Here is a 24228-nt window from a genome sequence, read left to right on the forward strand (position 1 = left end):
GGTGGCCGGACACGGGTATCAGGGGACGGAACCGCCCCCTGATACGCCGGCTTCCAGCCTAGGCCGACTTGTAGTTCGTACGCCAGCCGCCGTGGTACGTTGCGCGGGCAACGGAGGAGTAGGGCACCGGGCTGACGACGGCGCGCACTTCAGTCTGGACGTGCGGCTCGACGGCGGCCTTGGCGGTTCCGCCGTCCGGCTCCCCCCAGATGACCTTCAGTTCGGTTCCCTCGGGAACGTTGGGATCGATCGTCGCGAGCGAGAGTGCCCGGCGTTCGTTGGCACTGTAGCCGGTGAACATGGAGTACCCGACGACGGTGCCGTCGGCGTCGACCACGGAGTCATAGTTCGCCGACCCATAGTTTGCCAACGGCAGGTCAAAGAACTTGTAGCTTGGGCCTTCGACGTTGAACAGCGACGCGAAAATCGACGTGACGTCAGCGCCGTCCCAGGCCAGGGTGACCTTCTTGCGCTGCGAGGCGGGATCGACCTTCTCCAGGGCGTCGCGGCCGATGAAGTCGTGGTCGAACTTCACAAATGAGCCGTAGCCGAGCTCCCAGGGCGTCAGGTAGTAGTCCTCGATGTTCGAGGACACGAAGGACCCCGCGAGGGTCCCGGTGGCTTCGTAGCCGTCGGCAGGAAGCCATTCGCGGTAGCCGCGCTCGGCCTCGCCTGAGTAGATGGCCGGCAGTGGCGACGGGATCCAGCCCGACTCCAGGGTGTTGGAAGGATATGCGCGCGACCCCACCGGAACCAGCCCGAACTCCGCGCCGGCCTCCACGATCGCGTCGCGGATGCGGCCGTGATCGGCGTACGGTCCCCAGATCTCAAGGCCGGGTGCACCTGCCATGCCGTGGCGAAGGGTGCGGACAGTGGTGCCCGCGATCGTCATGGTGGACATGTTGAAGAACTTGAGCTGCTCGAGCGGGCCGTCATTGAGCTTCTCGATCACCTGCCAGGCGTTCGGTCCCTGGATCTGGAACCGGTAGTACTGGCGGGTGACCTGCTCGCCGTAGGGCCGGGACGGGGAACGCCGGTCCACGCTGATGTCAAGGTTCGGGTAGCCGCCGGTTTCGCCGTGGTACCGCAGCCAGTTCGCTGCCGGGGCGCGTCCCACATAGGTGTACTCGTCCTCGCCCTCGCGGAACAGGATGCCGTCGCCTATGACGTGCCCGGACGCGGTGGTGGGCACGTACTGCTTGGCCTTGTTCACCGGGAACACGGCAGTGGAATTGATGGCCGTCGACGAGATCAGCTTGATCGCATCGGAGCCCCGCATGAACAGGTTGTCCATGTGGTGGGACTGGTCGTACAGCACCGCGGTTTGGCGCCAGGCGGTCTGCTCCTTGATCCAGTTCTGGAAGTCGGCGGGAACCACCGGGTAGATGTAGGACCCGATCTGGGAGTTGCGGAGCAGGTCCACTGCGCCGCGGGATGAGTCGAGTACTTCCTGCAGATTCCTGGGTGCCACGATGAACCTCTTGTCCTGTGTCGATGGGTACTGTGTCGGTGGGTACTGGTCGATGGGTACTGTGTGTCGGGTTGGGGCGGTGTTGGGTGCATCAGAAAACGATGGTCTGGTTGCCGTGCCGGATCACGCGGTCTTCGGCGTGCCACTGGACGGCGCGTGAGAGCACGGCCCGCTCGACGTAGGCTCCGCGCGCCTGGAGGTCGGTGGCCGAGTGCGCATGCGTCACCCGGGCCACGTCCTGTTCGATGATGGGGCCCTCGTCCAGGTCCTTGGTCACGTAGTGCGACGTGGCGCCGATCAGTTTGACCCCGCGCGCCTTCGCCTTGCGGTAAGGGGCGGCACCGATGAACGCGGGCAGGAAGGAATGGTGGATGTTGATCAGCGGCACCCCTGCCCGGTCCAGGAAATCCCGCGACAGGATCTGCATGTAGCGCGCAAGAACCACGAAGTCCACGTTCCCCGCCAGCAGCTTCAGGATCTCAGCCTCCGCGTGGGACTTGTCGGCGTCGAGCGAGGGCACATGGAAGAACGGCACGCCAAAGGACCGGACGTCTTCGGCAGTATTGGTGTGGTTGGAGATCACCATCGGGATGGTCACTGGCAGCTCACCCCGGCGGTGCCGCCAGAGCAGTTCCAGCAGGCAGTGGTCCGACGTCGAGACCAGGATGGCCATGCGCTTGGGAACGGACTGGTCGGTGAGGGTCCAGGCCAGCCCCAGCGGGGACAGGGTCTTTTCGAGGTCGTCCTCGATCCCGGGCATGGCGACCGCCAGGTCTGGCCTGCTGAAAACCACCCGCTGGAAGAAATCGCCCCCGGTGGGATCGGACGAATACTGGTCGAGGGTGATGATGTTTCCGTTGTTGCGGGTAACCAGGGCCGCGACGGCGGCGACGATTCCCGGCTGGTCGGGCCCGTGGACTATCAGGCAGGCCTGGTCCCGCTTGGCCTGGGTGTGCACAGCCATGGCTGCCGCCTCACTCCTGCCCGGAGTTGAAGCGGCGGACCCAGCCGGCGGTTTCCGCCAGTCCACCGAAGGTGTAGAAATGCAGTCCGACCTGTCCGACCAGGCCGGGGCCGCGGCCTGCAGAGTGTTCGGCGAGCACGGAGGCGAGGTCGTTGACGAAGTTGTCCGGTCCGGCAACCCCCATCAGGTTGGTGAGGGAGAAACCGTACTTCTTCACGATCATGGCGTTGGCGCCGATGCCGAAGCGGCGGGCGAAGCCCAGGAGCCGCTTGACCCCGGCCGGGCCTGGCGTGCCCACGCGGATGGCCGCGTTGATGCCCCTCGCCCGGACGGCGTCTATCCAGTCGGCAACGGGATCGGTGTCGAACGCGAACTGGGTGACGATGACAGTGTCAAGGCCATGCTCCTGCAGCGCCGCCGTCTTGTCTTCCAGCGCCCGCCACAGGGTCTCCCGGGGGATGTCCGGGTGGCCTTCAGGGTAGCCGGAGGTCCCCACTTCGCGGACTCCGAACTGCTGCAGGAGGCCGCTGTTGATCACGGACAGCGAGTCACTGAAGGGACCCTCAGGCTGGGCAGGATCACCGCCGATCACGAACAGGTGTCCTGCGGCATCGACCTCCTGGAGGCGTCCGAGGAACTCCTCGAGTTGCTGACGGGACTTCAGGCGGCGGGCCGAGATGTGCGGGACGGGGACGAAGCCGAGTTCGCGCACGGCCCTGGCTGCGGCGACCCGCATTTCCAGGTCTTCGTTGCCAAGGAAGGTCACATTGATTCTGGTGCCAAGGGGGATCAGCGGCCTGGCCTCGATGAGCGCGGGGATGTCCTTCCCGGTCATCTCAAGCGAAAAATCCTTCATGAGTTCCAGCGATGCGGCACGGTTGGTCGCGTGCGAGATTTTAGTCACGATCGCAAATCCTTTCGGCGGGACGCAACGTTGCGCCCACCCACCACTTTACCTATGCGTATAGGGAATGTACATAGGTAAAGCGGTGGGTGCCAGGATGCGCCGGCGACTCAGCCTTCCCGTGGGGCTGGGGGTGCGGCCTCGGGCTCCAGGTGGGCGATCGAACGGGTGTCCTGGAACGCCCGGACGCCCTCGATCCCCTGCTCCCGGCCCATGCCGGACTGCTTCATCCCGCCGAAGGGGGCCCGCAGGTCCAGCCGGGTGGCGCCGTGGTCATTGACCCAGACGTAGCCGCAGACCAGCCGGGCGCCCACACGGTTTGCCGCGTCCGGATCGGCGGTCCAAACCGAGCCGCAGAGCCCCGACCACGAATCATTGGCGGCCTGGATGGCCTCATCCTCGGCGTCGAACGGGATAAGCGGAATGACCGGGCCGAACTGCTCCTGGGTGACAACGCGCAGCGACGGGTCGGGGTCAATCACCAGGGCGGGGCGCAGGAAGTTGCCGCCTGCCAGATCCGGATCAGCCGGCAGCGTCCCGAACTCCCGGACGTCTGCTCCGGCCGCCTTCGCCTCTTCGATGATCTCGCTGACGAACGCCTTCTGGACTGGGGAGTGCAGCGGGCCCATCGTGGTGCCCTCGTCCAGGCCGTAGCCGATGACGGCCTTGTCCAGCCGATCCGAGAGCCCCGCGACCACCTCGTCCAGGCGGGACCGGTGCACATAAATCCGCTTGGCGTTCATGCAGATCTGCCCGGTGGTGTCGAAGATCGCGGCGTACAGTCGGTCCAGATGGGTGTCGTCCAGGACTGCGTCCTCCAGAACGACGGCGGCGTCGTTTCCGCCGAGCTCCAGGGTCACCCGCGTCAGGGACTTCGAGGCCATCTCCATGATCCGTTTGCCGCCGGCCACACTTCCGGTGAAGCAGACCTTGGCAATATCAGGGCTGGTAATGAGGGCTGACACGTCAGCGTCCTTGCCCGTGACGACGTTCAGCACGCCGGCCGGGAGCTTCTCCGCGATCCTTTGGACCACGCGGGTTGTGGCGAGCGGAGTGGTGGGCGGGGGCTTCACAATGGCGGTGTTGCCTGCCAGGAGTGCGTGCGGCAAGGAGGCGGCCAGGATCGCGATCGGCCAGTTGAACGGCACGATGACCGTCACCACGCCCAGCGGCTGGTACGCGACGGTGGTGGAGACGGGGATCCCGGGTGCCGGCGGGAGCACCTTGGTGGCATCCACTTCGTCGGCCAGCGCGAGTGCAAGGTTCCAGCGGATCTCGAACACGAGGGAATCAACCCACGCCTCCATCCGGATCTTCCCGTTCTCCTGCGACAGGATGGCCGCATCCTCATCACGGAAGTCAGCGATGCCTTCCAGGGCGACGCGCATCTGCTCGGCGCGTTCCCGTGCACTCAGTGCAGACCAGCCGGGATAGGCGGCCTTCGCGGCGGCAATCGCATCGTCCACGTCACCGGGACCTGCCGCTGCCGCGTACCCGACGACGACGCCGGGCTTTCCGGGATCGGCTACCTCCAGGACGCCGGCGGCCTGCCGCTCCACGCCCCCGATGTACAGCCCCGTTGTCACCGGGGCCGCTGTGTTCACTGTGTTGGTCATGACTCAAGCACCTCTCTGTGCAGTACTGCCGGATAACTTCATTCTCGTCACTGGACGTTCGGCGTTCCATGGGTGTGGAACGTCTCGATCGTTTTCATGCCCCAGGCCTGGCCCTTCCTGCGCTCCTCCTGGGTCCACTCCACCACAGGCGAGTCCGGGTCCAGCAGGAGCCGGGCGCCGGCATTGGCGAGTTCGATGCGGTTTCCGCCCGGCTCCCAGACGTAGAGGAAAAAAGTCTGGTTGATGGCATGCTTATGCGGGCCGGACTCGATGTGGATGCCGTTCTCGAGGAAGATATCGGCTGCCTTGAGGATGTCCTCCCGGGTGTCCGGGGCGAAGGCGACGTGATGGAGGCGGTTGCCGTGCTTGAGCCAGTCATCCGAATACACGATGTCGTAGGACTTGTTGTTGAAGTGGAACCACCACGCGGCGTAACCGCCGTCGTCGAGCTTGATCCGCTCACTTTCACGTCCCCGCAGTGTCGAGGCGACGAACTCGCCGTTGGCCACGACGTCCTTGGCAAGGAAGTTGATGTGGTCCAGGCGCCGGGCGTTGACGCCGCGGCCCGGAAAAGCGGAAGCCTGGTTCTTCAGTGCCGGCTTGTCGTCCGTGGCCACGTACCGTTCGGTTTCGTAGTAGATCGCCAGATCGTGCCCGTCGGGGTCGCGGAACGCGTAGGTGGGACCCGTGCCCACCTCGCCGTCAACCCAGCCGACGCCGAGGCCCGTCGCCTCGATTGCCGCAACCCTGCGCTCAAGCGCTTCCTGGCTCGTTGTCCGGAATGATGTCCGCCCCACGCCGGCATCAGCTGATTCAGTCAGCTTCACCGTGTAGAGCTGGTATTCGTCCCACGTTCGCAGGTACACGGAGCTGGGCTTCCCGGCACCGCCGGTCTCCGCCACCACCCGCATGGCAAGCAGATCCCTGAAGAACCACAGGCTTTTCTCGAAGGTGGGAGTCAGCAGCTCCACGTTCCCCAGGTGGGCGATGTCGAACGAGGTGAACCCGGTCATGGACTTGTCCTCTCTCAGGGATGGTTGTCGGAGGTCTCAGAGGTCTCAGTGGTCACAGGCAGCGGCCGGATGATGGGCGTTGTACGGGTCCACCAGCGGGTGGGTCAGCACCACTGTCGGCTGCACCCGCCGGTAGATCCGGACGAGCTTATCGAGCAGTTCGCGGCTCGGCAGCAGCGGGTAGTCGCCGCCGGCCCGCCATACGGAGTCGCACCCATGAGCCCCCACCACGAGCACAGTGCCCTTCGTGGCCATGATGTGGTCCTCCCCGGATCGCTCCGCATCCCGTGATGCTCCCGCATCCTCGAACAGCACGGCACCAGCGGACAGTGCCAGACAACCACGCTCTGGCACCTTAATCAAGCCTCCGGCTACAATTTTGTTACCAATCCTGACATGCATGTTCTAGACTCACGATTCAGGAGCCTGCCGTCCATTTCCGTGGCGGGCCCGAACAAAGGAGTTCACCGTGACGGAGACACTGCAATGACCGAAACCCTGCACGCCGCGATCGGTCGGCTGGGCTCTCCGGTGGAGTTGCTGAGGAACTCGCAGGCACGGCCCACCGTCTTCCCGGTGACCCTCGAGTTCAGCAACTGGCGCTCCGAACAGCACTCCTGGCGGACCAGCTGCGCCCTGCTTGACCAGTCCCACCACATGACCGATCTGTTCGTGCGGGGGCCCGGTGCGGGGCGCCTGCTCAGCGGGCTCGCCGTGAACTCCTTCGCCAGGTTCCCGGTGGACCGGGCCAAGCAGTTCATCGCGGTAAACCACCAGGGGCAGCTGATCGGTGACGCCATCCTGGCCCACCTCGAGGAGGACTCCTACAACCTGGTGGGGCACCAGATGGTGATCGACTGGGTGCAGTTCCATGCCGAAACAGGGGGCCACGACGTCGAGGTGGAGCGGGACGGGAACTCCATTGTCCGTCCCGGGGACCCGCGGCTGTTCAGGTACGAGCTGCAGGGACCAACCGCCCCTGCAATCGTCGAGAAGCTCATTGGCGGCCCCATTCCGCAGATCGGCTTTTTCCACATGGGCCGCTTCCCGATCGCAGGGCTCGAGGTCCGCAGTATCCGGCACGGGATGGCCGGCCAGCCCGGCTACGAGCTCTTCGGACCGTGGGCCGACGGCGCCCGGGTCAGGGACGCTTTGCTGGAGGCCGGCGAGGAGTTCGGCCTGACCCAGGTGGGGGCGAAGGGATACTCAACCGCGAACCTAGAATCGGGCTGGGTGCCTTCGCCGGTGCCGGCGATCTTCTCCGATGACGCGCTCCGGGCCTACCGCGAGTGGCTTCCGGCCCCGGCCGCAGGCTCGCTGGGCGGCAGCTTCGATTCGGCGGACATCGAGGATTATTACCTGACCCCGTACGACCTGGATTACGGGCGATCGGTGGCCTTCGATCACGACTTCGTCGGCAGCGACGCGCTCAAGGGCCTGCCCCAGGGTTCGCACCGCCGCAAAGTGACGCTGGTGTGGAACCCGGACGACGTCCAGGAGGCGATTGGCTCGCTCCTGCGGCCGGGCCTCCCGGCAAAGTACATCGAACTGCCCAAAGCACGGTACGCCCTATACCAGGTGGATCATGTGCTCCAGGACGGTGCCGGTATCGGACAGTCCTTTGACTGCGGCTATATCGCCAATGAGCAGTCCTTCGTTTCGCTCGCCAGCCTGGATCCGGGCACGGCGGAGATCGGTGCTGAGGTGAGCGTGCTCTGGGGCGAAGAACCCAATTCGACCAAGCTCCAGGTGGAACCGCACCGCCAGGTGGCCGTGCGCGCCACGGTGGCCCCTGCGCCGTTCGTGCAATTCGCGCGAGAGAGCTACCGCGCCGCCTAAGGGTGCGCGGCCAAGGAACCCGACCAGTACCGAAGGAGAAAACCTGATGGCAAGCAAGTCCCTGCAGGATGTGCTCGACGAGGCAGGCAACACCGTCGAACTGCTGCGCAACTCCCAACTTGGCACCTACATCTACCCTGTGGTCCCGGCGGAGTTCACGAACTGGCGCCGTGAGCAGCGCGCCTGGCGCGAGACAGCGGTGCTCTATGACCAGTCGCACCACATGGTGAACTTCTTCATGAAAGGCCCCGGCGCGCTCAAGCTCCTCTCGGATACCGGCATCAACAGTTTCGCCAACTTCCCCGTGAACACGGCAAAGCAGTTCGTGCCGACGGCTTCCAATGGCGGCGTGATCGGTGACGGCATCCTTTTCCACCTCGCTGAGAACGAGTTCGTGTACGTGGGACGTGCTCCCGCCGCGAACTGGCTCCAGTTCCACGCCGAAACAGGCGGGTACGACGTCGAATGCACCTATGACGACCGGTCGCCGTCGCGCCCGTATGGCCAGGCCGTCCGGCGGGAGTTCTTCCGCTTCCAGATCCAGGGCCCGAATGCGTGGCAGATTATCGAGAAGCTCAATAACGGGAAGCTTGAACAGGTGAAGTTTTTCCACATGGGGCACCTGAATATTGGCGGGGAACAGGTACGCACCCTGCGCCACGGGATGGCCGGAGCCCCGGGGCTGGAGATCTGGGGGCCCTACGAACAGCACGGGAAGATCCGCGACGCGGTACTCGAGGCCGGTACAGAGTTCGGCATCGAACCCTGCGGTTCCCGTGCGTACTCCTCTAACACCTTGGAATCTGGCTGGATCCCGTCACCGCTGCCGGCGATCTACAGCAGTGACGCCGAGCTCGCGTACCGGGAGTGGCTGCCGGCCACGAGCTACGAAGCGATCAATGCGCTGGCCGGTTCCTACGTTTCCGGGAACATCGAGGACTACTACCTGACGCCATGGGAGCTCGGCTACGGCTCGTTCGTGAAGTTCGACCACGACTTCATCGGCCGCGATGCCCTCGAAAAGTTGGACCCCGCTTCACAGCGCAAGAAGGTCACGCTCGCCTGGAACGACGAGGACCTCGCAAAGATCTGGGCCTCATTCCTTGACCGTGACAAGCCGGGCTACCAGTTCTTCGACATCCCGAATGCGAATTATGGCTCATCGAACTACGACTCCGTGGTGGACGCTGACGGCACGGGGGTGGGGCTTTCCCTCTTCACCGGTGTCACCGCCAACGAACGGCGCGGCCTGTCCTTGGCGACGGTGGACCCCGACGTCGAAATTGGCACCGAAGTCCGCGTCATTTGGGGCGAACCGGACGGCGGATCGCGCAAGACCACCGTGGAGAAGCACGAGCAGCTCAGCGTGCGGGCGGTTGTGAGCCCGGCGCCCTACGCCGTGACTGCCCGCACGGAATACCACGGCGGCTGGCGCACGGCGGGGGCCGCCGCCAGCTGAGGATCAGGGTGCTGCGGGCGGACCGGACTCAGAGGATGAAATATCGCGAAGTGCGTCGATGACGCTCAGCAGGTGGCTGCGCACTGCCTGCTCGGCAGCGTCCGGATCGCGGGCCACGACGGCGTCGATGATGGCCGCGTGCTCCCACACCGAGACTTTCGCCCGCTGGGGCCGGGAGGACAACTTGAACTGGTGCCGGACGCTCTGGGCGTGCAGCCGGGCCAGCACATCGGAGGCGGTGGCATGATTGCTCAGTTCACGGACCCTGACGTCGAGGTAGCGGTTCAGCCGCGCATATTCGACAAGGTCACCCTCGGCGACCGACTCGATCATCGCAGCGCGGAGGCGGCCGAAGGCTTCGGCGTCCTCGTCGGTGAGGCTGGCGGCGGTCTTGGCGGCGCACAGGCCCTCCACGCCAATCCGGACCTCGAGAATTTCGATGGCCTCGTCCACGGAGATTGCCCGGACCCGGGATCCACGGTTCGGCAGCCGTTCCACCAGGCCTTCCCCGGCGAGCTCCAGGAGCGCGGTGCGCACAGTGGCCCGGCTCGCAGAGAACGCCGCACTGAGGTCTGCTTCGACGAGCCGCTGGTTCGGTACGTACTCGCCCCGGATGATGGCGTCGCGGATGACGTCGGTGACTCTCTGGTCCGCACCGGCCTCCGCGTCGGCCGGCCGTAAAGCATTCTCAAGCGTTGACGACATGTGTACTCACACTCCCAAAATCGCCGGAACATCGGGACCACGGGCGGTGGCCACCATTTTGTCTACAATCTTAGGAGCAACGGAGGGAAGTTTCCCCATGCGCGTCGCCGTTTTAGGTCTCGGGGAAGCCGGGAGCATTTATGCAGCCGACCTCGCCCGGCTGGGGTTGAGCGTCACGGCAACTGATCCGCTTGTTTCCGCCGTGCCCGCCGGCGTCCGTTCCGCGGACGACGTCGGCACTGCAGTTCGCGGGGCTGCGCTCGTGCTGAGCCTGGTGGGCGGCCGTGCGGCGGGCGCTGTCCTCGAAGAGGCGTTGCCGGTGATGGAACCGGGGGGAATCTTCGCCGACATGAACACAGCCGGCCCGGCTGACAAGCGGCGGCTCGCGGAACGTGCGGAGGAGCATGGCATTGCGTTCATCGATGTGGCCATCCTGGCGCCGGTTCCCCGCTCGCGGATCGGGACGCCCCTGGCTCTGAGTGGTTCGGGGGCAGGGGAGTTGCAGTCGATCCTTAGGGGGCTGCAGATTCCTGCCACCAGCGTGGGTGGCGAGGCCGGCGATGCTGCCGGGCTGAAGTTGCTGCGCAGTGTTTTCATGAAGGGCCTCGCCGCGGCGGTCCTGGAATCCGTCACTGCCGCCCGCGCGGCAGGGGCGGAGGACTGGATCATCGACCAGATCGCTTCGGAGCTCGGCCCGTCGGGTCCTGCCGTGGTGTCACGGATACTTGAGGGCACGCCCGTTCACGCCGAACGGCGCGCGGCCGAGATGTGCGATGCCCGCTCGTTCCTTGAAACGCTCGGAGTGCCCCATCCGATGACAGACGGCGCGATCGAATGGCTGCACTCGCTGTCGCGGCCTGGTCCGGGGTGAGGTGGTTCGGCCGGCTGCTGGCCGGCGGGCAGTCCTTACTGACTACACCCGCCGCTGGCCAGCGCCGCTGCCTTCACCCGCACACGAAGCCCCTGCGCCCGAAGCCGGGTCAGACGATCCGCCAGATCCTGCATTCGTCTGTGTTGATCGCTTTGCGCATTCCCGTGTGATGGTCCATGATCCACACCACTCCGATGCCGGGTGCGGTTTCCTGGACGCTGCCGCGCCGGATGACCACGTCATCGTAGCTGGGGCCCACCGACAGGCGGGCCTCGATTTCGTCGCCGCGGTGGAGCTGGTCCAGGGCGCGGACTCGTGTTACATGGGCTTTGGCTTCCTTCAACATGGCGGCCTCCTGGCTGGAGCTGGTGCCTGCGCTTGCCGGCTCTTCCAGTGTGGCGGGGCAATGTTGCGGCCGGGTTTCCTCAGCGTTAGGTGCCGGTTAGTTCTCGGGCCGAAGTGTTGCCGGGCCGTTGCCCTCAGGCCGCCAGACGGGTGCGGTAGGCCGCCAGGAACGTCGAAATCCTGCGGACCGCTTCCTCAATTTCCAGCACGGTGGGAAGGATCACAAAACGGAAGTGGTCCGGCGCAGGCCAGTTGAACGCGGAGCCGTGCGAGACGAGGATCTTCTGGTCCTGGAGGAGGTCAAGGACAAACTCCTCATCACTGCGGACCGGGTAAAGTCCAGGATCCAGGCGGGGAAAGAGGTACATGGCGCCTGCGGCGGGGACACATGTGACGCCGGGGATTGCCGTCAGGAGGTTGTAGGCGAGGTCGCGCTGTTCCCGCAGCCTGCCGCCGGGCCGGACCAGCGCATCGATGCTTTGGTAACCGCCGAGGCAGGTCTGGATTGCATGCTGGGCGGGGACGTTCGCGCAAAGCCTCAACGAAGCAAGCAGTTCGAGCCCTTCCCGGTAGTTCGCCGTGGCCGCCAAGGGGCCGGTGACGGCCACCCAGCCCGCCCGGTACCCGGGCATGCGGTAGGCCTTGGACAGTCCGCTGAAGGTCAGGCAGCAGACGTCTTCCGCCACCGACGCCGTATGGATGTGCTGCGCTTCCTCATAGAGGACCTTCTCGTAGATCTCGTCGGAGAACAGGACAAGGTTGTGCTTGCGGGCAAGGGCCGCGAACTGCTCCAGGATGCGCCGCGGGTACACGGCGCCGGTGGGATTGTTCGGATTGATGATCACGATGCCTTTGGTGCGTTCGGTGATCTTGGCCTCGACGTCGTCCATATCCGGCCACCACTGCTCGGCCTCGTCACACAGGTAGTGCACCGGCTTGCCCCCGGTGAGCGTTACGGCGGCTGTCCACAGCGGGTAGTCCGGGGCGGGGACGAGGATCTCATCGTCGTTTTCCATGAACGCCTGCAGGCACATGGAGATCAGCTCGCTCACGCCGTTGCCGATGAAGATATCTTCCACGCCGATCTGCATCAGGCCGCGGGTCTGGTAATACTGCGAGATGGCGGTGCGGGCCGAGAAGATGCCTTTGGAATCGCTGTAGCCCTGGGCGCCGCGCAGATGATAAATCATGTCCACCACCACCGATTCGGGTGCTTCCAGTCCGAAGGGGGCGGTGTCCCCGAGATTCATCTTCAGGATCCGGTGCCCCTCGGCCTCCATTTTCTTGGCCGCCTGGAGAATCGGCCCACGGAGTTCGTACCGGACATTCTGGAGCTTGCTGGACTGCTGCATCGTGCGCATGATTGATCATTTCACAGGGTGATTTCACGCGGCGATTTCTCGGGGCGTGCCAGTGAACGGCCCGCCGCAGGCTGCGGCAGGCAATCCGGGGCAAATGCGTCGCATCAGATGCGGCGATCCCCCGGCCGCTGGATCCTGTACCAGCGGTAGCCGTAACGGCCCAACTCAACGGTGAAGCCGCCGTCGGCCGCCAACGGCACGTTGTCGCCGCCGAGCAGATCCAGCAGGATGGCACCGTCAAACGTCGCCTGGGGATCTTCGGGCGAGGAGACCTTTGCCGTGACCGCGGCGGGCTGGGCAGCCAGATTGTGCGCCAGGACCATTGTTGACCCGGCGCGCGTGCAGCTGTGCAGGAGCACACCCGGATCCGGCTGCTTGATGAGCTCGAAGTCTCCCCAGCTGAGCTCGGGGCTCTCCCGGTAGCGCCGGATGAGCGCGGCAATGAAATTCCACAGCGAACCGGGGTCCCTGACAGCCTGTGCTGCATTGATGTTCTTCGGCCCGAAGTAGCCGTCCACCACTTGCGCCACCAGCTTGTCCGCGGGCGCGGTGGAGAATCCGCCGTTGTCGGTTTCGTTCCATTGCATGGGGGAACGTACGGCCGAGCGCCCCTCGGCGCGCAGGTCCTCACCCATGCCGATCTCCTCGCCGTAGAAAAGAACCGGTGTTCCGGGCAGGGAGAACATCAGCGAATAGACCATCCGCAGCCGGGCGGGATCGCCGTCGAGCATCGGCGGGAGCCGGCGCCGGAGGCCGCGTCCGTACATCTGCATGTCCGGGTCCGGGCCAAACGCCGCGAAAACCTCCTCACGCTCCTCGTCGGTGAGCTTGTCCAGAGTCAGCTCATCGTGGTTGCGCACGAAGACTGCCCACTGGTTGTCCGGATGGATGGCTGGCCTGGCGGCGAGGGTTTTGGCCAAGGGGCGGGCATCCTCCCTGGCCAGGGAGAGGTACAGGTTCTGCATGCTCAGGAAGTCGAACTGCATGTTCAACTCGTTGCCCTCGGGCCCGCCGAAATACTTCACCTGCTCCTTGTAGGGGAGGTTGACCTCGCCCAGGAGCACTGCGCTACCGCTGCGCCGGTTCAGGAAGCTGCGCAGGGCGGACAGGTAGTCGTGCGGATCAATCTTCGCCGCATCCTCCTTGGACACCCCCTGCAGCTCCAGGAAAAACGGCACGGCGTCCAGCCGGAAACCGTCGAGCCCCATCTGCAGCCAGAAACCCATGGATTTGGCGATCTCATCCCGGACCTTCGGGTTGGCGACGTTCAGGTCCGGCTGGTGCTTGGCGAACATGTGCAGGTACCACTCGCCGGTGGCTTTGTCCTGGGTCCAGATGGAGGTTTCCTCGCCGGGGAAGACCACCTGTTCGGACGTGTCCGGGGGAGTATCTTTCCGCCACACGTAGTAGTCGCGGTAGGGGTTGTCCACGGACTTCCGCGATTCCTTGAACCAGGGGTGCTTGTCCGAGGTGTGGTTAATGACGTAGTCCGCAATCACCCGCATGCCTCGGTCTTTTGCGGTGCGGATGAATTCCACCACGTCACCCAGAGTGCCGAGGCGCGGATCCACGCCGTACATGTCGGTGATGTCGTAGCCGTCGTCCCTGTCCGGGGACGGGTAGAAGGGCATGAGCCATATACAGGTGACACCCAGGGCTGCGAGATAGTCCACCCGTTGGGTCAGGCCCGCGAAATCACCGGTGCCGTCGCCGTCGTCGTCGAAGAAGGTCTCCGGGTCCAGGCAGTAGATGACGGCGTTCTTCCACCAGAGATCCGACGTTTCTGCGATTCTCACAGGGTGCTCTCCTTGACGGGTGACTCCGGAACGGATGACTCAGGAACGGCCGGCCCCGCAATTGCCGTGGAGCGCAGCTGCGGCAGAACGTCAGCCGCGAATGCGTCGATGAACGGGGCCTGCTCCTGACCCACAAAGTGCAGGTAGAGCTCGTCGAAGCCCAGTTCCGCGTACCCGGCGAGCCACTCCGTGTGCTGCTGCAGGCTGGCGGAGACGTTCACGGATTTGCGGACCTGTTCCTCGCCAATGTGGCCGCTGACGCCGTCAAAATGCCCCGCCGTGGGGAGATCCCAGGGGACGGGCGGGGCGAAGGTGTTGGTGCGCCACTGGTCCATTGCGATCGCCACGGCGTCCTGTTCACGCGGAGCCCACGACAAATGGACCTGCAACACCGCCTTGCCCCGGCCGCCATGGTCCCGGTAGGCGGCCAGCATGTCTTTCAGCTTTTCGGGAGGTTGGTTAACCGTCACCAGGCCGTCGGCCCAGCCGGCGGCACGCCGCGCCGTGTCCACGCTGATGGCAGGCGCGATCAGCTGCGGGGGAGGCTCCGGGACATCCCAGATCCGGGCCTGCTCCACGGCCACCAGCCCGTGATGGGTCACTTCCTCGCCGCGGTGCAGGCGGCGGATGACGTCCACGCATTCTTCAAGGCGCTGCTGCCGCGTTTCCTTGGGCGGCCAGGCATCGCCGGTGACGTGCTCGTTCATGTTCTCGCCGCTGCCCGGGGCCAGCCAGAACCGTCCCGGGAACATGCCGGCCAAGGTGGCAGAGGCATGCGCGATGATGGCGGGGTGGTACCGCTGACCCGGCGCTGTCACGACGCCGAACCGCAACGATGTGGTTGCCAGCGCAGCGCCCAGCCAGGACCAGGCAAAGCCCGAGTGCCCCTGCCGGGCGGACCACGGCTCGATGTGGTCCGAGCACATGGCAGCGTCAAAGCCCGCCTGCTCCGCGTGCTGGACGTCCTTGAGCAGCTGTCGGGGACTGATCTGTTCATGGGAAGCGTGAAATCCGATTGTGGGCATCGTTAAGGTCTACCGTCCCCCGTGGGCAGTGTCGAGGCCCTCAACTGGGCTTTTGCCGGGGAAGGCCTTTCGCAGGGGCCGTGGCCGGGCAAGAATGGGCACTATGCAACTTCCCGTGATGCCTCCCGTTTCGCCCATGCTCGCAAAATCCGTCAGCGGTGTGCCGGAGGGCGACCTGAGCTACGAACCAAAGTGGGACGGCTTCCGGTCCATCATTTTCCGCGACGGTGATGAGGTTGAAATCGGCAGCCGGAACGAGAAACCCATGACCCGGTATTTTCCTGAGCTCGTGGAAGCCCTGAAGGAGAACCTGCCGCCGCGCTGTGTGGTGGACGGCGAAATTGTCCTGGTGGGTGCCTCCGGGGACCGGCTGGATTTCGACGCCCTCCAGCAGCGCATCCACCCGGCCGCCAGCAGGGTCAAGATGCTGGCGGAGCAGACCCCGGCAAAATTCGTGGCTTTCGACCTGCTGGCCCTGGGCGACGACGACTACACCGGCCGGCCCTTCGCAGAGCGCCGCGCCGCATTGGAGGAGGCACTCGCCGGCACCAAGGCACCGGTCCACCTCACGGCCGCGACCCGGGACAAGGCACTGGCGGAACAGTGGTTCCAGCAGTTCGAGGGGGCGGGCCTGGACGGGATCGTGGCCAAGCCCGTGGGCGGCAGCTACCAGCCGGACAAGCGCGTCATGTTCAAGATCAAGCACGAACGCACTGCCGATTGCGTAGTGGCCGGCTACCGGGTGCACAAGAGCGGTCCGGACGCGATCGGTTCGCTGCTGCTCGGGTTGTACAAGGACGACGGCGCCCTGGCCAGCGTGGGCGTGATCGGCGCCTTCCCGATGAAGCGCCGGCAGGAACTGTTCGAGCAGCTTCAGCCGCTGGTCACCGACTTCGACGAACATCCCTGGGCATGGGCGAAGCAGGAGGAAGGTGAACGGACGCCCCGGAACGCCGAAGGCAGCCGTTGGAGCGCCGGTAAGGACCTGTCCTTTGTGCCGCTGCGGCCCGAGCTGGTGGTGGAGGTCAGGTACGACCACATGGAGGGCGAGAGATTCCGCCATACAGCCCAGTTCAACCGCTGGCGGCCGGACCGCGACCCGGAATCCTGCACCTACGAACAGCTCGAGGAACCTGTGAACTTCGATCTGGCTTCCGTGCTCCAGACCGGGCAGCCGTAGGCCGGGGGGGTAAGAGCGGCCAACCGTAGGCAAGCGTAGGCTGGCCGGCCAGAGTATGCGGTCCGGCCAGCCGCCGCGGCTAACAGGCCCGGACACCCCGGGACGGACTCCCTGGCGCGTGAGTGATCCTTCAGCTGGCGGCGTGGAGGAACCGCTCGATGCCGCCTTCTCCGAGGGAGAGGCCGACATGGATGAAGTCGGGATGGCCGGGACTTGGACCGTGTTTTTGTTGGGCTTCGGGTTGTTGGGGCCGGTGGGGTGGCTCCCAGTCGTGGGGTTCGGCTTTGTAGTGCCTGCCGGTGGGTGAGGTCCAGCCGGGTGGTTGGTTTTTGGCGGCGGCGGTGGGTGTCCAGCCGCTGCCGTGTTTGAGCTGATGGTGTTTGGGGCAGAGCTGGGCGAGGTTGCTGATGCCGGTGGCTCCACCGTGTTGCCATGCGGTGAGGTGGTCGGTGTCGTTGTCCAGGGACTGGTTATTGCAGCCGGGGAAGGTGCATTTGCCGTCCCGGAGGTGAAGTGCGTGTTTCATGGCTTTGGTGAGCCGGTAGCTGGTCCGGCCTATCTCCAGGGGTGCCCCGTCGCGGGGGTCAACGAGGACCCGGTAGAAGGATTCGGCACCGTTGGCGACCAGTTCCCGGGCCATGGAGGCCGGGATCGGTCCGTAGCCGTCGAGCATTGCGGGTTCGTCGGTGGCGCCGAGCAGGGCGAGCAACGGCACGGTGACCAGTACCTGGGCCCGCGGGGTGGGGACCCTGCCCGGGTTCACCGCTCCGCCGCCGCCGCTGGCGCTGCGGTCTTTCCCGTTGCAGGGCTCTTCCCCGTTGCCGGGCTGGTTCCCGGTGGCGAATGGGGTTCCGGTGTTCAGGAGGGCGGCGGCGAAGGTGTCGGCGCGGAGTTGGGTGAGGGTGCGGGATTCGTCGGGTCCCTGGAGTCCGCGGGCGATGGCGGTGGTGCGGTTCCAGATCGCTGCGGTCTGGTGGGCGGGGAGGTGGGCGGAGAGCCAGGCCATCCCGTCCTGGTCCGGGGTGTATTCGACCCTGCGGTCCTGGACGCTTTTGGCGTGGCGTTCCTCGATGCTGTCGGTGTGGTGGCGTTCGCGCCAGGTCCGGGCCTTGTGCCGGAACCGGAATGCGGGCATTTGCCCTGCAGTACAGGTCCGGGCAGGATCCGGGGCGGCGGGGTCCGGGGCGTCCGGGCCGGGGTTCAGGAAGTGTGCTTCCAGTCCGGCGGCACCTTGGGGGTCGAGGGTGGCTGCTTCCTCGATCATGACCCGGGCGTGCTGCCAGGAGATGATGCCTGCCTGGAGTGCTGCAAGGGTCAGCGGCAGGGTAGTGGTGAGCATCTGGGCCTGGCCCAAGAGGGCACCGGCGGCGCGGTCGCCGATGGTCAGGACGCAGCCGATTTCTGCCCGGACCGTCATTTCCTGGCCTGCGGCGTCTCCGGGGGCAGTGCAGGGACCGGCGATCAACGCTGCTGTTCCCGCGTATTTGGCGGCGGCGAGGGCCTTCACGGCGGCCATCCGCGGCTCTGATCCGGCCAGCCCGGCGAGGATCTCCAAGCAGTCTTCGGCCAGGCAGGCCGCCGGATCAGCACCGGAATCAGAGCCGGAATCCGTCCCGGCAGCCGGCGCTGCGCGGGTCTCGGTTACCACGGAAGCAAGCACAGCGTAGCCGGCGTTGATTGCCGCTAAAGCCTCCACCACCACCGCGCTTGTTCCCATGAATTCATCATCACAGGTGGGTCTGACAATAACGTCTGGGCGGATGGCGGCCGGGCCCGGAAGGCCGGGCTCCGCGATTCAGAGCAACCGGCCCTGGTGCACATGGAGGGTAGAAAGGGGCAAGTGCAAGGGCGAGGCGTCGGGTGCAAGAGCGCGGATATGCGAAAGCGCGAGGCGCAGTGAGAATAGCCAGGGACGGTTAAAAGGTCGAACGATAGGCACTTGCGGACCGTACGCCGTCGTACTGTTCTACTTTCCCGGGCGTCTCTCCTTTCCCTGCGGAGCGGCGGCCAACCGCACATTCCTGCCGAGCGCGCCTGCCCTTTGGTCCCGCCCGAACCGGCGGAAACCGCGGAAAAGCCCGGCGCGTCCGTGGACACGCCGGGCTTTCCGGTAAAGCAACTGGGCAGGAACGTACGGAAACGTCCGGGCTGCCGGTTCCCGCAGGGCCTACTTGAGGCCGAGCTGCTTCGTGGGGACCTTGAAGGTTTCCTTGGCGGTGAGGGCGGAGATGGCTGCCACACCGCAGATGACGGCGGTGAAGATGCTGATCTGGACCCAGCCGCCGGGCTTGATGCCGCCCATGGCTGCCACGATGGCCGGGGCGAACCCTGCCATCAGGAAGCCGAGCTGGGTGCCGATCGCCAGGCCGGAGAACCGGACCTTGGTGCTGAACATCTCGGCGTAGAAGGACGGCCAGACCGCGTTCGAGGCTGCATAGCCGAAGGAGAAGAAGCCGATCGCCGCGAGGAACATCAGCGGCACGCTGCCCGACTCCAGGCTCAGCAGGAACACGGGGGTGAGGATGGCGCTGGCCACGGCGCCGTAGATGAAGACCGGCTTACGGCCGATCTTGTCGGCCAGCATGCCGAACAGCGGCTGGGTGCCGAGGGCCACCAGGTTGGCGCCGACAACGAGCCAGAGCGTGGTGGTGCCGTCAACGCCGGCGACGGTCTTGGCGTAGCTGATGGCGAGGGTGCCGAACACGGTGGACACTGCGGCGATGAATGCGCAGGCAATAACGCGGAGGACATCGCGCCAGTGGCCCTTGAGCAGGTCGGCGACGGGGAGCTTGGAGATCTGGGCGGTCTTCTGGGCTTCCTCGAAGGCCGGCGGTTCGTGCAGGGTGCGGCGGATGAAGAACGCAACGATCACGACGACGGCGCTGAGCCAGAACGGGATGCGCCAGCCGATGCCGTACTTGATTTCGTCCGGGAGGGCCAGGACGGGGATGAAGACGAGGGCGGCGAGGATCTGGCCGCCCTGGGTGCCGGTGAGGGTCCAGGAGGTGAAGAAGGAGCGGCGGTTGTCCGGTGCGTGTTCCAGCGTCATGGACGAGGCGCCGGCCTGCTCACCTGCGGCGGAAAGGCCCTGGCAAAGCCGTGCCAGTACCAGGAGGGCCGGAGCCCACCAGCCCACCGTGTTGAAGTCGGGGAGGCAGCCGATCAGGAAGGTCGAGGCACCCATGAGGAGCAGGGTGAACATCAGGACTTTCCGGCGTCCCACCCGGTCACCGAAGTGTCCCAGGATAACGGCGCCGACGGGCCGGGCCACGTAGGCAAATCCGAAGGTGGCGAAGGACATGACCGCCGCGTTGGCCCCCGAGTCCGGGAAGAAGACTGTGGGGAAGATCAGGGCTGCTGCTGAACCGAAGATGAAGAAGTCGTAGTATTCGACGGCGCTGCCCAGGAAGCTGGCGAGGGCTGCTTTCTTAGGCGTCCCGGCCGGGGCAACTGTGCCCTGCCCGGCGGACGGAAGTGTCTGGCTCATGAAGTTCCTTAGATGTGACGACATTGTCGCGGATGGATCGGGGGGTTCGCAGCCGCAGCTGCCGGGGTAAGGCGGGGCGCGGTGCGGCTGGGAGTCCAGTGAAAGACCCGGACCAGTAGCCACATGGTGGAAGCTACTTGTGCGATACAGCAATGATGACCGTGATGATGGTCACTTGTCAAGAAAATAATCACCATCTAGAAATTACTTCCACGATGTGGCAACATCGAAGCATGAGTGTGAACCAAACCACAGCGGCCGATGACGTCATTGCTGACATGAATGAAGCTTCCGCCGACGCCGGGGCAAAGATCAAGACTGCCGGGGTAAAGGCCGGGGTGAACGCTGCGAAGGCCGACCGTACTGACATGGTGGGCAAGGCGCTGGGGCTCCTGGTTCTCCTCGGGGATGAGCCCCGCGGAGCCAGCGCAGCGGAGATCTCGCGCCGCGCCGAGCTTCCCTTCAGCACCACCTACCGCCTGCTGGGGTCCCTGACGCGGGACGGATTTGTGGACTACGAACCGGACGGCCGCCGCTACCACCTCGGCCTCCGGATCTTCCAACTGGGCCAGCGGGTCTCCAACCATCACGGGTTCGCCGGCACCGCGATGCCGGTCCTGCGGCGCGTCACCGAACAGACGGGCGAGGCCACTATCCTCAGCGTCCGCGACGGTCACCACCACCTCACCGTTAACAAGGTGGATGGACCACAGACCTTCCGGGTCACCAGCGATCCTGGACACCTGGGTGCCTTGCATGCCACTGCGGTGGGCAAGGCCCTGGTGGCCTTCGCCGAAGATGCGGAGCGCGAGAGCCTGATCGACGGGCTGGAACTTGAACCGCTGACCGAGCACACCATTACCGACCGCGCAGCCTTCCGGGCGGAAATGGAAAAGGTGCGCCGCCAGGGCTACGCCGTCATGGATGAGGAAAACGAGAACGGGATGCGTGCCGTGGCCGTGCCGCTGCTCAATTCCCAGGGGCACGCCTTCGCCTCGCTGGCTACTGCCGTGCCGGTCTTCCGGCTCAGCATGGAGGCGTTGCTTGCGCACGTCCCCTTGCTGCAGGAGGCTGCCGCCGAGCTGGCGGCCCGCCTCCCGCAGCGGTGAGCGCCCAGCTGCCGCGGCGCCGGCAAGGCTGCCAAAGCAGCCGCTGCTGGGCGTAACCGGCGCTCCCCACCGGGTGTCGCCGTCGTACTTTGTTCGCAGGTCGAACAAGAGTGCAAGAAGTGAACAAGTGTTGTACTGTAATCCCTATCACCCAGCCCGCCGCGTCCGCCCAGTGCGCCGCCGCCCGCCAGGTGCCGTATCAAAGGAGCTGCCCGGATGAGCAATCGAACTGAGTCCTACCTCGTGGGACTGGTCGGCGATGGCGTGATGCCGTCACTCACCCCGCCCATGCACGAACGCGAAGCTGATGTGCAGGGCCTGCGCTATCTCTACCGCCCCATCGACCTGCTGGAGCTCGGCCTTCCGGGGGAGGCCGTGGGCGACCTGCTCAAAAGCGCCCGCAGCCTCGGCTTCAACGGCCTGAACATCACCCACCCCTGCAAGCAGCTGGTCCTGGCGCACCTGGATGAGATTTCCCCGGACGCCCTCAAGCTGGGCGCCGTGAACACCGTGGTCATCGAGGACGGCCGCTTCATCGGCCACAACACGGACTTTTCCGGCTTCGCTTCCGCCCTTGCCTCCGGGCTCCCCGGAGCGAAGCTTAACCGGGTGGTCCAGCTGGGTGCGGGCGGTGCCGGTTCCGCCGTCGCCTACGCCCTGCTGACCGCCGGGGTGCGGGAACTGGATCTGGTGGACGTCGACCCCGCCCGTGCCGCGGCACGAGCTGAGGAACTGGCCGGCTTCTTCCCCGGCAGTACCGTGACGGCGCGTACGACGGCGGAGCTGCCGCAGTTGATGCCGCTGGCCGACGGTCTGGTGCACTGCACCCCGGTAGGCATGGCCGCCCACCCCGGCGCCCCGCTGGACCTTGAGCTGCTCGAACCCCGGCACTGGGTGGCCGACATTGTCTACCGCCCCATCGAGACCGAACTGGTGCTCGGCGCCCGCGCGAAGGGCTGCGATGTCCTGGACGGCGGACGGATGGCCGTAGGGCAGGCTGCCGATGCTTTCCGGATCTTCACGGGGCTGACGGCAGATGCGGACCGCATGCGCGGCCACTTCCTGGAGCTCGTGGCCGCTGAAGAGGTGGCTGCCTGATGCGCACCGGAATCGCCACAGTCTGCCTCTCCGGCACGCTGAAGGAGAAGATGCAGGCGTGCGCCATAGCAGGCTTCGACGGCATAGAAATCTTCGAGCAGGACCTGGTCACCTCCCCGCTCGCGCCCGAGGACGTCCGGAAGTTGGCCGCAGACCTTGGCCTGACCCTTGACCTCTACCAGCCCTTCCGCGACTTCGACAGTGTGGAAGAGGACCTCCTCGCCGCCAATCTCCGCAGGGCCGAAGCCAAATTCAAGCTCATGGCGCGGCTCGGCATGGACACCATCCTGGTCTGCTCCAACGTGGCAACGGCCAGCATCGACAGCGACGACCTCCGTGCCGAACAGCTGGGCCGCCTGGCAACCCTAGCGGGGGACCACGGCGTCAAGGTTGCCTACGAGGCCCTCGCCTGGGGCAAGTACGTCAGCGACTACGAGCACGCCCACAAGCTGGTGGAGGCCGTGGACCACCCCAACCTGGGCACGTGCCTGGATTCGTTCCACATCCTTTCCCGCAACTGGGACACCGCCCCCATCGAGGCCTTCAACCCGGAGAAGATCTTCTTCGTCCAGGTTGCCGATGCGCCCAAACTCTCCATGGATGTGCTGTCCTGGAGCCGGCATTACCGGGTGTTCCCGGGCGAGGGCCAGTTCGAGCTGGCCAAGTTCATGGGCCACGTGGTCCGGGCCGGCTACAGCGGCCCGGTGTCCCTTGAGATCTTCAACGACGTCTTCCGCCAGTCGGACGTGGAGCGCACGGCCGTTGATGCCATGCGCTCGCTCATCTGGCTGGAGGAGCAGAGCGCCAAGTGGCTGGACGCGAACGCCCCGGCTCTGGCAGCCGCCGGTGCCGCGGGCAACGGTGCCGCCGGCCCCAAGGCCTCCGCCCGCCGTCGTTATCCCATGGAACTGGCCACACTGCCGCAGGTTGCCGAGCCGGCGGGGTACAACTTCGCCGAGGTCAGGGCCGCTGATTCCAAGGTCCTGGAGACGGTCCTGGGACAGCTGGGTTTCGAGTTCAACGGCCGGCACCGCACCAAGGATGTGCAGCTCTGGACCATGGGGCACGCGCGGGTGATCATCAACGAGCAGGCTGCCACGCATGCCGAGCCGGCCATCGCCGCTTTGGGGTTCGACGTCGAGTCTCCCGTGATTGCCGCAGCCCGGGCCCAGCAGCTGAAGGCCCCGGCGGTCCCGCGGAAGAGCCAGGCCAACGAGGAGATTTTCCAGGGCTTCGCGGCCCCGGATTCCACGGAGATCTTCCTGTGCCAGGGCAGCCCCGACGGCACCGCGGCCTGGACAAGGGAGTTTGGCGAAGGCCTCGAGGTGCCGGCAGCCGGCGCCACCGCCGTGATTGACCACGTCAACCTGGCCCAGCCCTGGCAGCACTTTGACGAAGCCGTCCTGTTCTACACCAGCGCCCTGGCCCTCGAGCCGCAGCCCTTCGCCGAGGTGCCCAGCCCCACCGGCCTGGTCCGCTCGCAGGTGATGCTCACGGCGGACCGCTCGGTGCGGCTGGTGCTGAACCTCGCCCCGCTGATGCAGCAGGACGGCGCGTCCGGAGCGGGGTCAGCCACCGGGACGGGTGCGCGCAGGACGTACCAGGAACACATCGCCTTTGCCGTGGACGACCTGGTGGCCACCGCCTGGGACTGCAAGGCCCGCGGCCTGGAGTTCCTGCAGATTCCGGCCAACTACTACGAGGACCTGGACGCCCGCTTCGGACTGGCCCCGGACTTCCTGGCCACGCTGCAGGAGCTGAACCTCCTCTACGATCGCGACGCCGACGGCGAGTTCCTGCACTTCTACACCGCCACCGTGGGCAGCGTGTTCTTCGAGATGGTGGAACGCCGCGGGGCCTACGACGGCTACGGCGCCCCCAACGCGCCCGTGCGGCACGCGGTGCAGTACGACCACCTGCAGCAACGCAGCCCCATGCTCTTACCCTGACCCGTCCAAGAGCACTGCCCGCACCAACGAACCGAA

At 65.7% G+C, this 24228-nt stretch carries 20 protein-coding genes; 7 read left to right on the top strand and 13 right to left on the bottom strand.

Annotation, left to right across the window (positions count from 1 at the left end):
• Positions 1 to 58 precede the first annotated feature (58 nt).
• From ligM (ABIA70_RS17945) to ABIA70_RS17970, 6 genes are all read right to left on the bottom strand, one after another.
• Entirely contained in the window at positions 59 to 1471 is a 1413-nt protein-coding gene (gene ligM, locus ABIA70_RS17945) for a vanillate/3-O-methylgallate O-demethylase (protein ID WP_354148928.1), read from the bottom strand.
• Between the two features lie 91 nt (positions 1472 to 1562).
• The gene (gene purU, locus ABIA70_RS17950; protein ID WP_354148929.1) at positions 1563 to 2435 is read right to left on the bottom strand and encodes a formyltetrahydrofolate deformylase; all 873 of its coding nucleotides are present in this window, start codon (positions 2433 to 2435) and stop codon (positions 1563 to 1565) included.
• Between the two features lie 10 nt (positions 2436 to 2445).
• Complete coding sequence (locus ABIA70_RS17955) at positions 2446 to 3339, bottom strand: methylenetetrahydrofolate reductase (protein WP_354148930.1); 894 nt, start codon at positions 3337 to 3339, stop codon at positions 2446 to 2448.
• 110 nt (positions 3340 to 3449) lie between these two features.
• The gene (locus tag ABIA70_RS17960; RefSeq protein ID WP_354148931.1) at positions 3450 to 4955 is read right to left on the bottom strand and encodes an aldehyde dehydrogenase family protein; all 1506 of its coding nucleotides are present in this window, start codon (positions 4953 to 4955) and stop codon (positions 3450 to 3452) included.
• A 47-nt stretch (positions 4956 to 5002) separates the two neighbouring features.
• Positions 5003 to 5968 (bottom strand): VOC family protein, encoded by a 966-nt coding sequence (locus ABIA70_RS17965; protein WP_354148932.1) that lies wholly within the window; start codon positions 5966 to 5968, stop codon positions 5003 to 5005.
• Between the two features lie 45 nt (positions 5969 to 6013).
• Positions 6014 to 6223 (bottom strand): hypothetical protein, encoded by a 210-nt coding sequence (locus tag ABIA70_RS17970; protein ID WP_354148933.1) that lies wholly within the window; start codon positions 6221 to 6223, stop codon positions 6014 to 6016.
• A 231-nt stretch (positions 6224 to 6454) separates the two neighbouring features.
• Between ABIA70_RS17970 and ABIA70_RS17975 the strand changes: the two genes are divergently transcribed.
• Both ABIA70_RS17975 and ligM (ABIA70_RS17980) read left to right on the top strand, forming a co-directional pair.
• Entirely contained in the window at positions 6455 to 7807 is a 1353-nt protein-coding gene (locus tag ABIA70_RS17975) for an aminomethyl transferase family protein (RefSeq protein ID WP_354148934.1), read from the top strand.
• Between the two features lie 46 nt (positions 7808 to 7853).
• Complete coding sequence (gene ligM, locus ABIA70_RS17980) at positions 7854 to 9266, top strand: vanillate/3-O-methylgallate O-demethylase (protein WP_354148935.1); 1413 nt, start codon at positions 7854 to 7856, stop codon at positions 9264 to 9266.
• A 3-nt stretch (positions 9267 to 9269) separates the two neighbouring features.
• Here the strand turns inward: ligM (ABIA70_RS17980) and ABIA70_RS17985 are convergent, their stop codons facing one another.
• On the bottom strand, positions 9270 to 9971 hold the full coding sequence (locus ABIA70_RS17985) for a GntR family transcriptional regulator (protein ID WP_354148936.1): 702 nt from the start codon (positions 9969 to 9971) through the stop codon (positions 9270 to 9272).
• Between the two features lie 97 nt (positions 9972 to 10068).
• Between ABIA70_RS17985 and ABIA70_RS17990 the strand changes: the two genes are divergently transcribed.
• Positions 10069 to 10842 (top strand): NAD(P)-dependent oxidoreductase, encoded by a 774-nt coding sequence (locus ABIA70_RS17990; RefSeq protein ID WP_354148937.1) that lies wholly within the window; start codon positions 10069 to 10071, stop codon positions 10840 to 10842.
• Between the two features lie 109 nt (positions 10843 to 10951).
• Here ABIA70_RS17990 and ABIA70_RS17995 read toward each other — a convergent pair whose 3' ends face one another.
• The 4 genes from ABIA70_RS17995 to ABIA70_RS18010 all read right to left on the bottom strand — a co-directional run bounded on the left by ABIA70_RS17995 (position 10952) and on the right by ABIA70_RS18010 (position 15369).
• Positions 10952 to 11188 (bottom strand): hypothetical protein, encoded by a 237-nt coding sequence (locus tag ABIA70_RS17995; protein ID WP_354148938.1) that lies wholly within the window; start codon positions 11186 to 11188, stop codon positions 10952 to 10954.
• A 133-nt stretch (positions 11189 to 11321) separates the two neighbouring features.
• The gene (locus ABIA70_RS18000) at positions 11322 to 12548 is read right to left on the bottom strand and encodes a pyridoxal phosphate-dependent aminotransferase (protein ID WP_354148939.1); all 1227 of its coding nucleotides are present in this window, start codon (positions 12546 to 12548) and stop codon (positions 11322 to 11324) included.
• A gap of 104 nt (positions 12549 to 12652) precedes the next feature.
• A complete protein-coding gene (locus tag ABIA70_RS18005) occupies positions 12653 to 14344 on the bottom strand; it encodes an alpha-amylase family protein (RefSeq protein ID WP_354148940.1) in 1692 nt (563 codons plus the stop codon).
• Positions 14341 to 15369 (bottom strand): TIGR03885 family FMN-dependent LLM class oxidoreductase, encoded by a 1029-nt coding sequence (locus ABIA70_RS18010; RefSeq protein WP_354148941.1) that lies wholly within the window; start codon positions 15367 to 15369, stop codon positions 14341 to 14343. Before ABIA70_RS18010 ends, ABIA70_RS18005 begins: the two co-directional genes overlap by 4 nt.
• 103 nt (positions 15370 to 15472) lie before the next feature.
• On the opposite strand from ABIA70_RS18010, the gene ABIA70_RS18015 reads away from it, so the two are divergent.
• Positions 15473 to 16549, top strand: a complete 1077-nt coding sequence (locus tag ABIA70_RS18015) for an ATP-dependent DNA ligase (protein ID WP_354148942.1) — start codon at positions 15473 to 15475, stop codon at positions 16547 to 16549.
• 130 nt (positions 16550 to 16679) lie between these two features.
• On the opposite strand, the gene ABIA70_RS18020 is transcribed toward ABIA70_RS18015, so the two are convergent.
• Together ABIA70_RS18020 and ABIA70_RS18025 are read right to left on the bottom strand one after the other, a co-directional pair.
• On the bottom strand, positions 16680 to 18266 hold the full coding sequence (locus ABIA70_RS18020; RefSeq protein WP_354148943.1) for an HNH endonuclease signature motif containing protein: 1587 nt from the start codon (positions 18264 to 18266) through the stop codon (positions 16680 to 16682).
• 450 nt (positions 18267 to 18716) lie between these two features.
• The gene (locus tag ABIA70_RS18025) at positions 18717 to 20036 is read right to left on the bottom strand and encodes an MFS transporter (protein WP_354148944.1); all 1320 of its coding nucleotides are present in this window, start codon (positions 20034 to 20036) and stop codon (positions 18717 to 18719) included.
• A gap of 233 nt (positions 20037 to 20269) precedes the next feature.
• Between ABIA70_RS18025 and ABIA70_RS18030 the strand changes: the two genes are divergently transcribed.
• The 3 genes from ABIA70_RS18030 (at position 20270) to ABIA70_RS18040 (ending at position 24192) form a co-directional block, all read left to right on the top strand.
• A complete protein-coding gene (locus ABIA70_RS18030; RefSeq protein WP_354148945.1) occupies positions 20270 to 21145 on the top strand; it encodes an IclR family transcriptional regulator in 876 nt (291 codons plus the stop codon).
• A 216-nt stretch (positions 21146 to 21361) separates the two neighbouring features.
• Positions 21362 to 22243 (top strand): shikimate dehydrogenase, encoded by an 882-nt coding sequence (locus tag ABIA70_RS18035; protein WP_354148946.1) that lies wholly within the window; start codon positions 21362 to 21364, stop codon positions 22241 to 22243.
• Complete coding sequence (locus ABIA70_RS18040; RefSeq protein ID WP_354148947.1) at positions 22243 to 24192, top strand: bifunctional sugar phosphate isomerase/epimerase/4-hydroxyphenylpyruvate dioxygenase family protein; 1950 nt, start codon at positions 22243 to 22245, stop codon at positions 24190 to 24192. The genes ABIA70_RS18035 and ABIA70_RS18040 overlap by 1 nt, the downstream gene beginning before the upstream one ends.
• Positions 24193 to 24228: the final 36 nt, after the last annotated feature.

It is taken from the genome of Arthrobacter sp. 754, from assembly GCF_040548695.1.
Lineage (GTDB): Bacteria > Actinomycetota > Actinomycetes > Actinomycetales > Micrococcaceae > Arthrobacter.

What these genes read in the sequence shown, in the direction of transcription:
- ABIA70_RS18015 (WP_354148942.1), top strand. Translation starts at nt 15,473, where the DNA reads ATGCAACTTCCCGTGATGCCTCCCGTTTCGCCCATGCTCGCAAAATCC.
- ABIA70_RS17995 (WP_354148938.1), bottom strand. Translation starts at nt 11,188, where the DNA reads ATGTTGAAGGAAGCCAAAGCCCATGTAACACGAGTCCGCGCCCTGGAC.
- ABIA70_RS17965 (WP_354148932.1), bottom strand. Translation starts at nt 5,968, where the DNA reads ATGACCGGGTTCACCTCGTTCGACATCGCCCACCTGGGGAACGTGGAG.
- ABIA70_RS18035 (WP_354148946.1), top strand. Translation starts at nt 21,362, where the DNA reads ATGAGCAATCGAACTGAGTCCTACCTCGTGGGACTGGTCGGCGATGGC.
- ABIA70_RS17975 (WP_354148934.1), top strand. Translation starts at nt 6,455, where the DNA reads ATGACCGAAACCCTGCACGCCGCGATCGGTCGGCTGGGCTCTCCGGTG.
- ligM (WP_354148935.1), top strand. Translation starts at nt 7,854, where the DNA reads ATGGCAAGCAAGTCCCTGCAGGATGTGCTCGACGAGGCAGGCAACACC.
- ABIA70_RS17985 (WP_354148936.1), bottom strand. Translation starts at nt 9,971, where the DNA reads ATGTCGTCAACGCTTGAGAATGCTTTACGGCCGGCCGACGCGGAGGCC.
- ABIA70_RS18000 (WP_354148939.1), bottom strand. Translation starts at nt 12,548, where the DNA reads ATGCGCACGATGCAGCAGTCCAGCAAGCTCCAGAATGTCCGGTACGAA.
- ABIA70_RS18010 (WP_354148941.1), bottom strand. Translation starts at nt 15,369, where the DNA reads ATGCCCACAATCGGATTTCACGCTTCCCATGAACAGATCAGTCCCCGA.
- ABIA70_RS18040 (WP_354148947.1), top strand. Translation starts at nt 22,243, where the DNA reads ATGCGCACCGGAATCGCCACAGTCTGCCTCTCCGGCACGCTGAAGGAG.
- ABIA70_RS18020 (WP_354148943.1), bottom strand. Translation starts at nt 18,266, where the DNA reads ATGGGAACAAGCGCGGTGGTGGTGGAGGCTTTAGCGGCAATCAACGCC.
- purU (WP_354148929.1), bottom strand. Translation starts at nt 2,435, where the DNA reads ATGGCTGTGCACACCCAGGCCAAGCGGGACCAGGCCTGCCTGATAGTC.
- ABIA70_RS17960 (WP_354148931.1), bottom strand. Translation starts at nt 4,955, where the DNA reads ATGACCAACACAGTGAACACAGCGGCCCCGGTGACAACGGGGCTGTAC.
- ABIA70_RS18030 (WP_354148945.1), top strand. Translation starts at nt 20,270, where the DNA reads ATGAGTGTGAACCAAACCACAGCGGCCGATGACGTCATTGCTGACATG.
- ABIA70_RS17990 (WP_354148937.1), top strand. Translation starts at nt 10,069, where the DNA reads ATGCGCGTCGCCGTTTTAGGTCTCGGGGAAGCCGGGAGCATTTATGCA.
- ABIA70_RS17970 (WP_354148933.1), bottom strand. Translation starts at nt 6,223, where the DNA reads ATGGCCACGAAGGGCACTGTGCTCGTGGTGGGGGCTCATGGGTGCGAC.
- ABIA70_RS18025 (WP_354148944.1), bottom strand. Translation starts at nt 20,036, where the DNA reads ATGAGCCAGACACTTCCGTCCGCCGGGCAGGGCACAGTTGCCCCGGCC.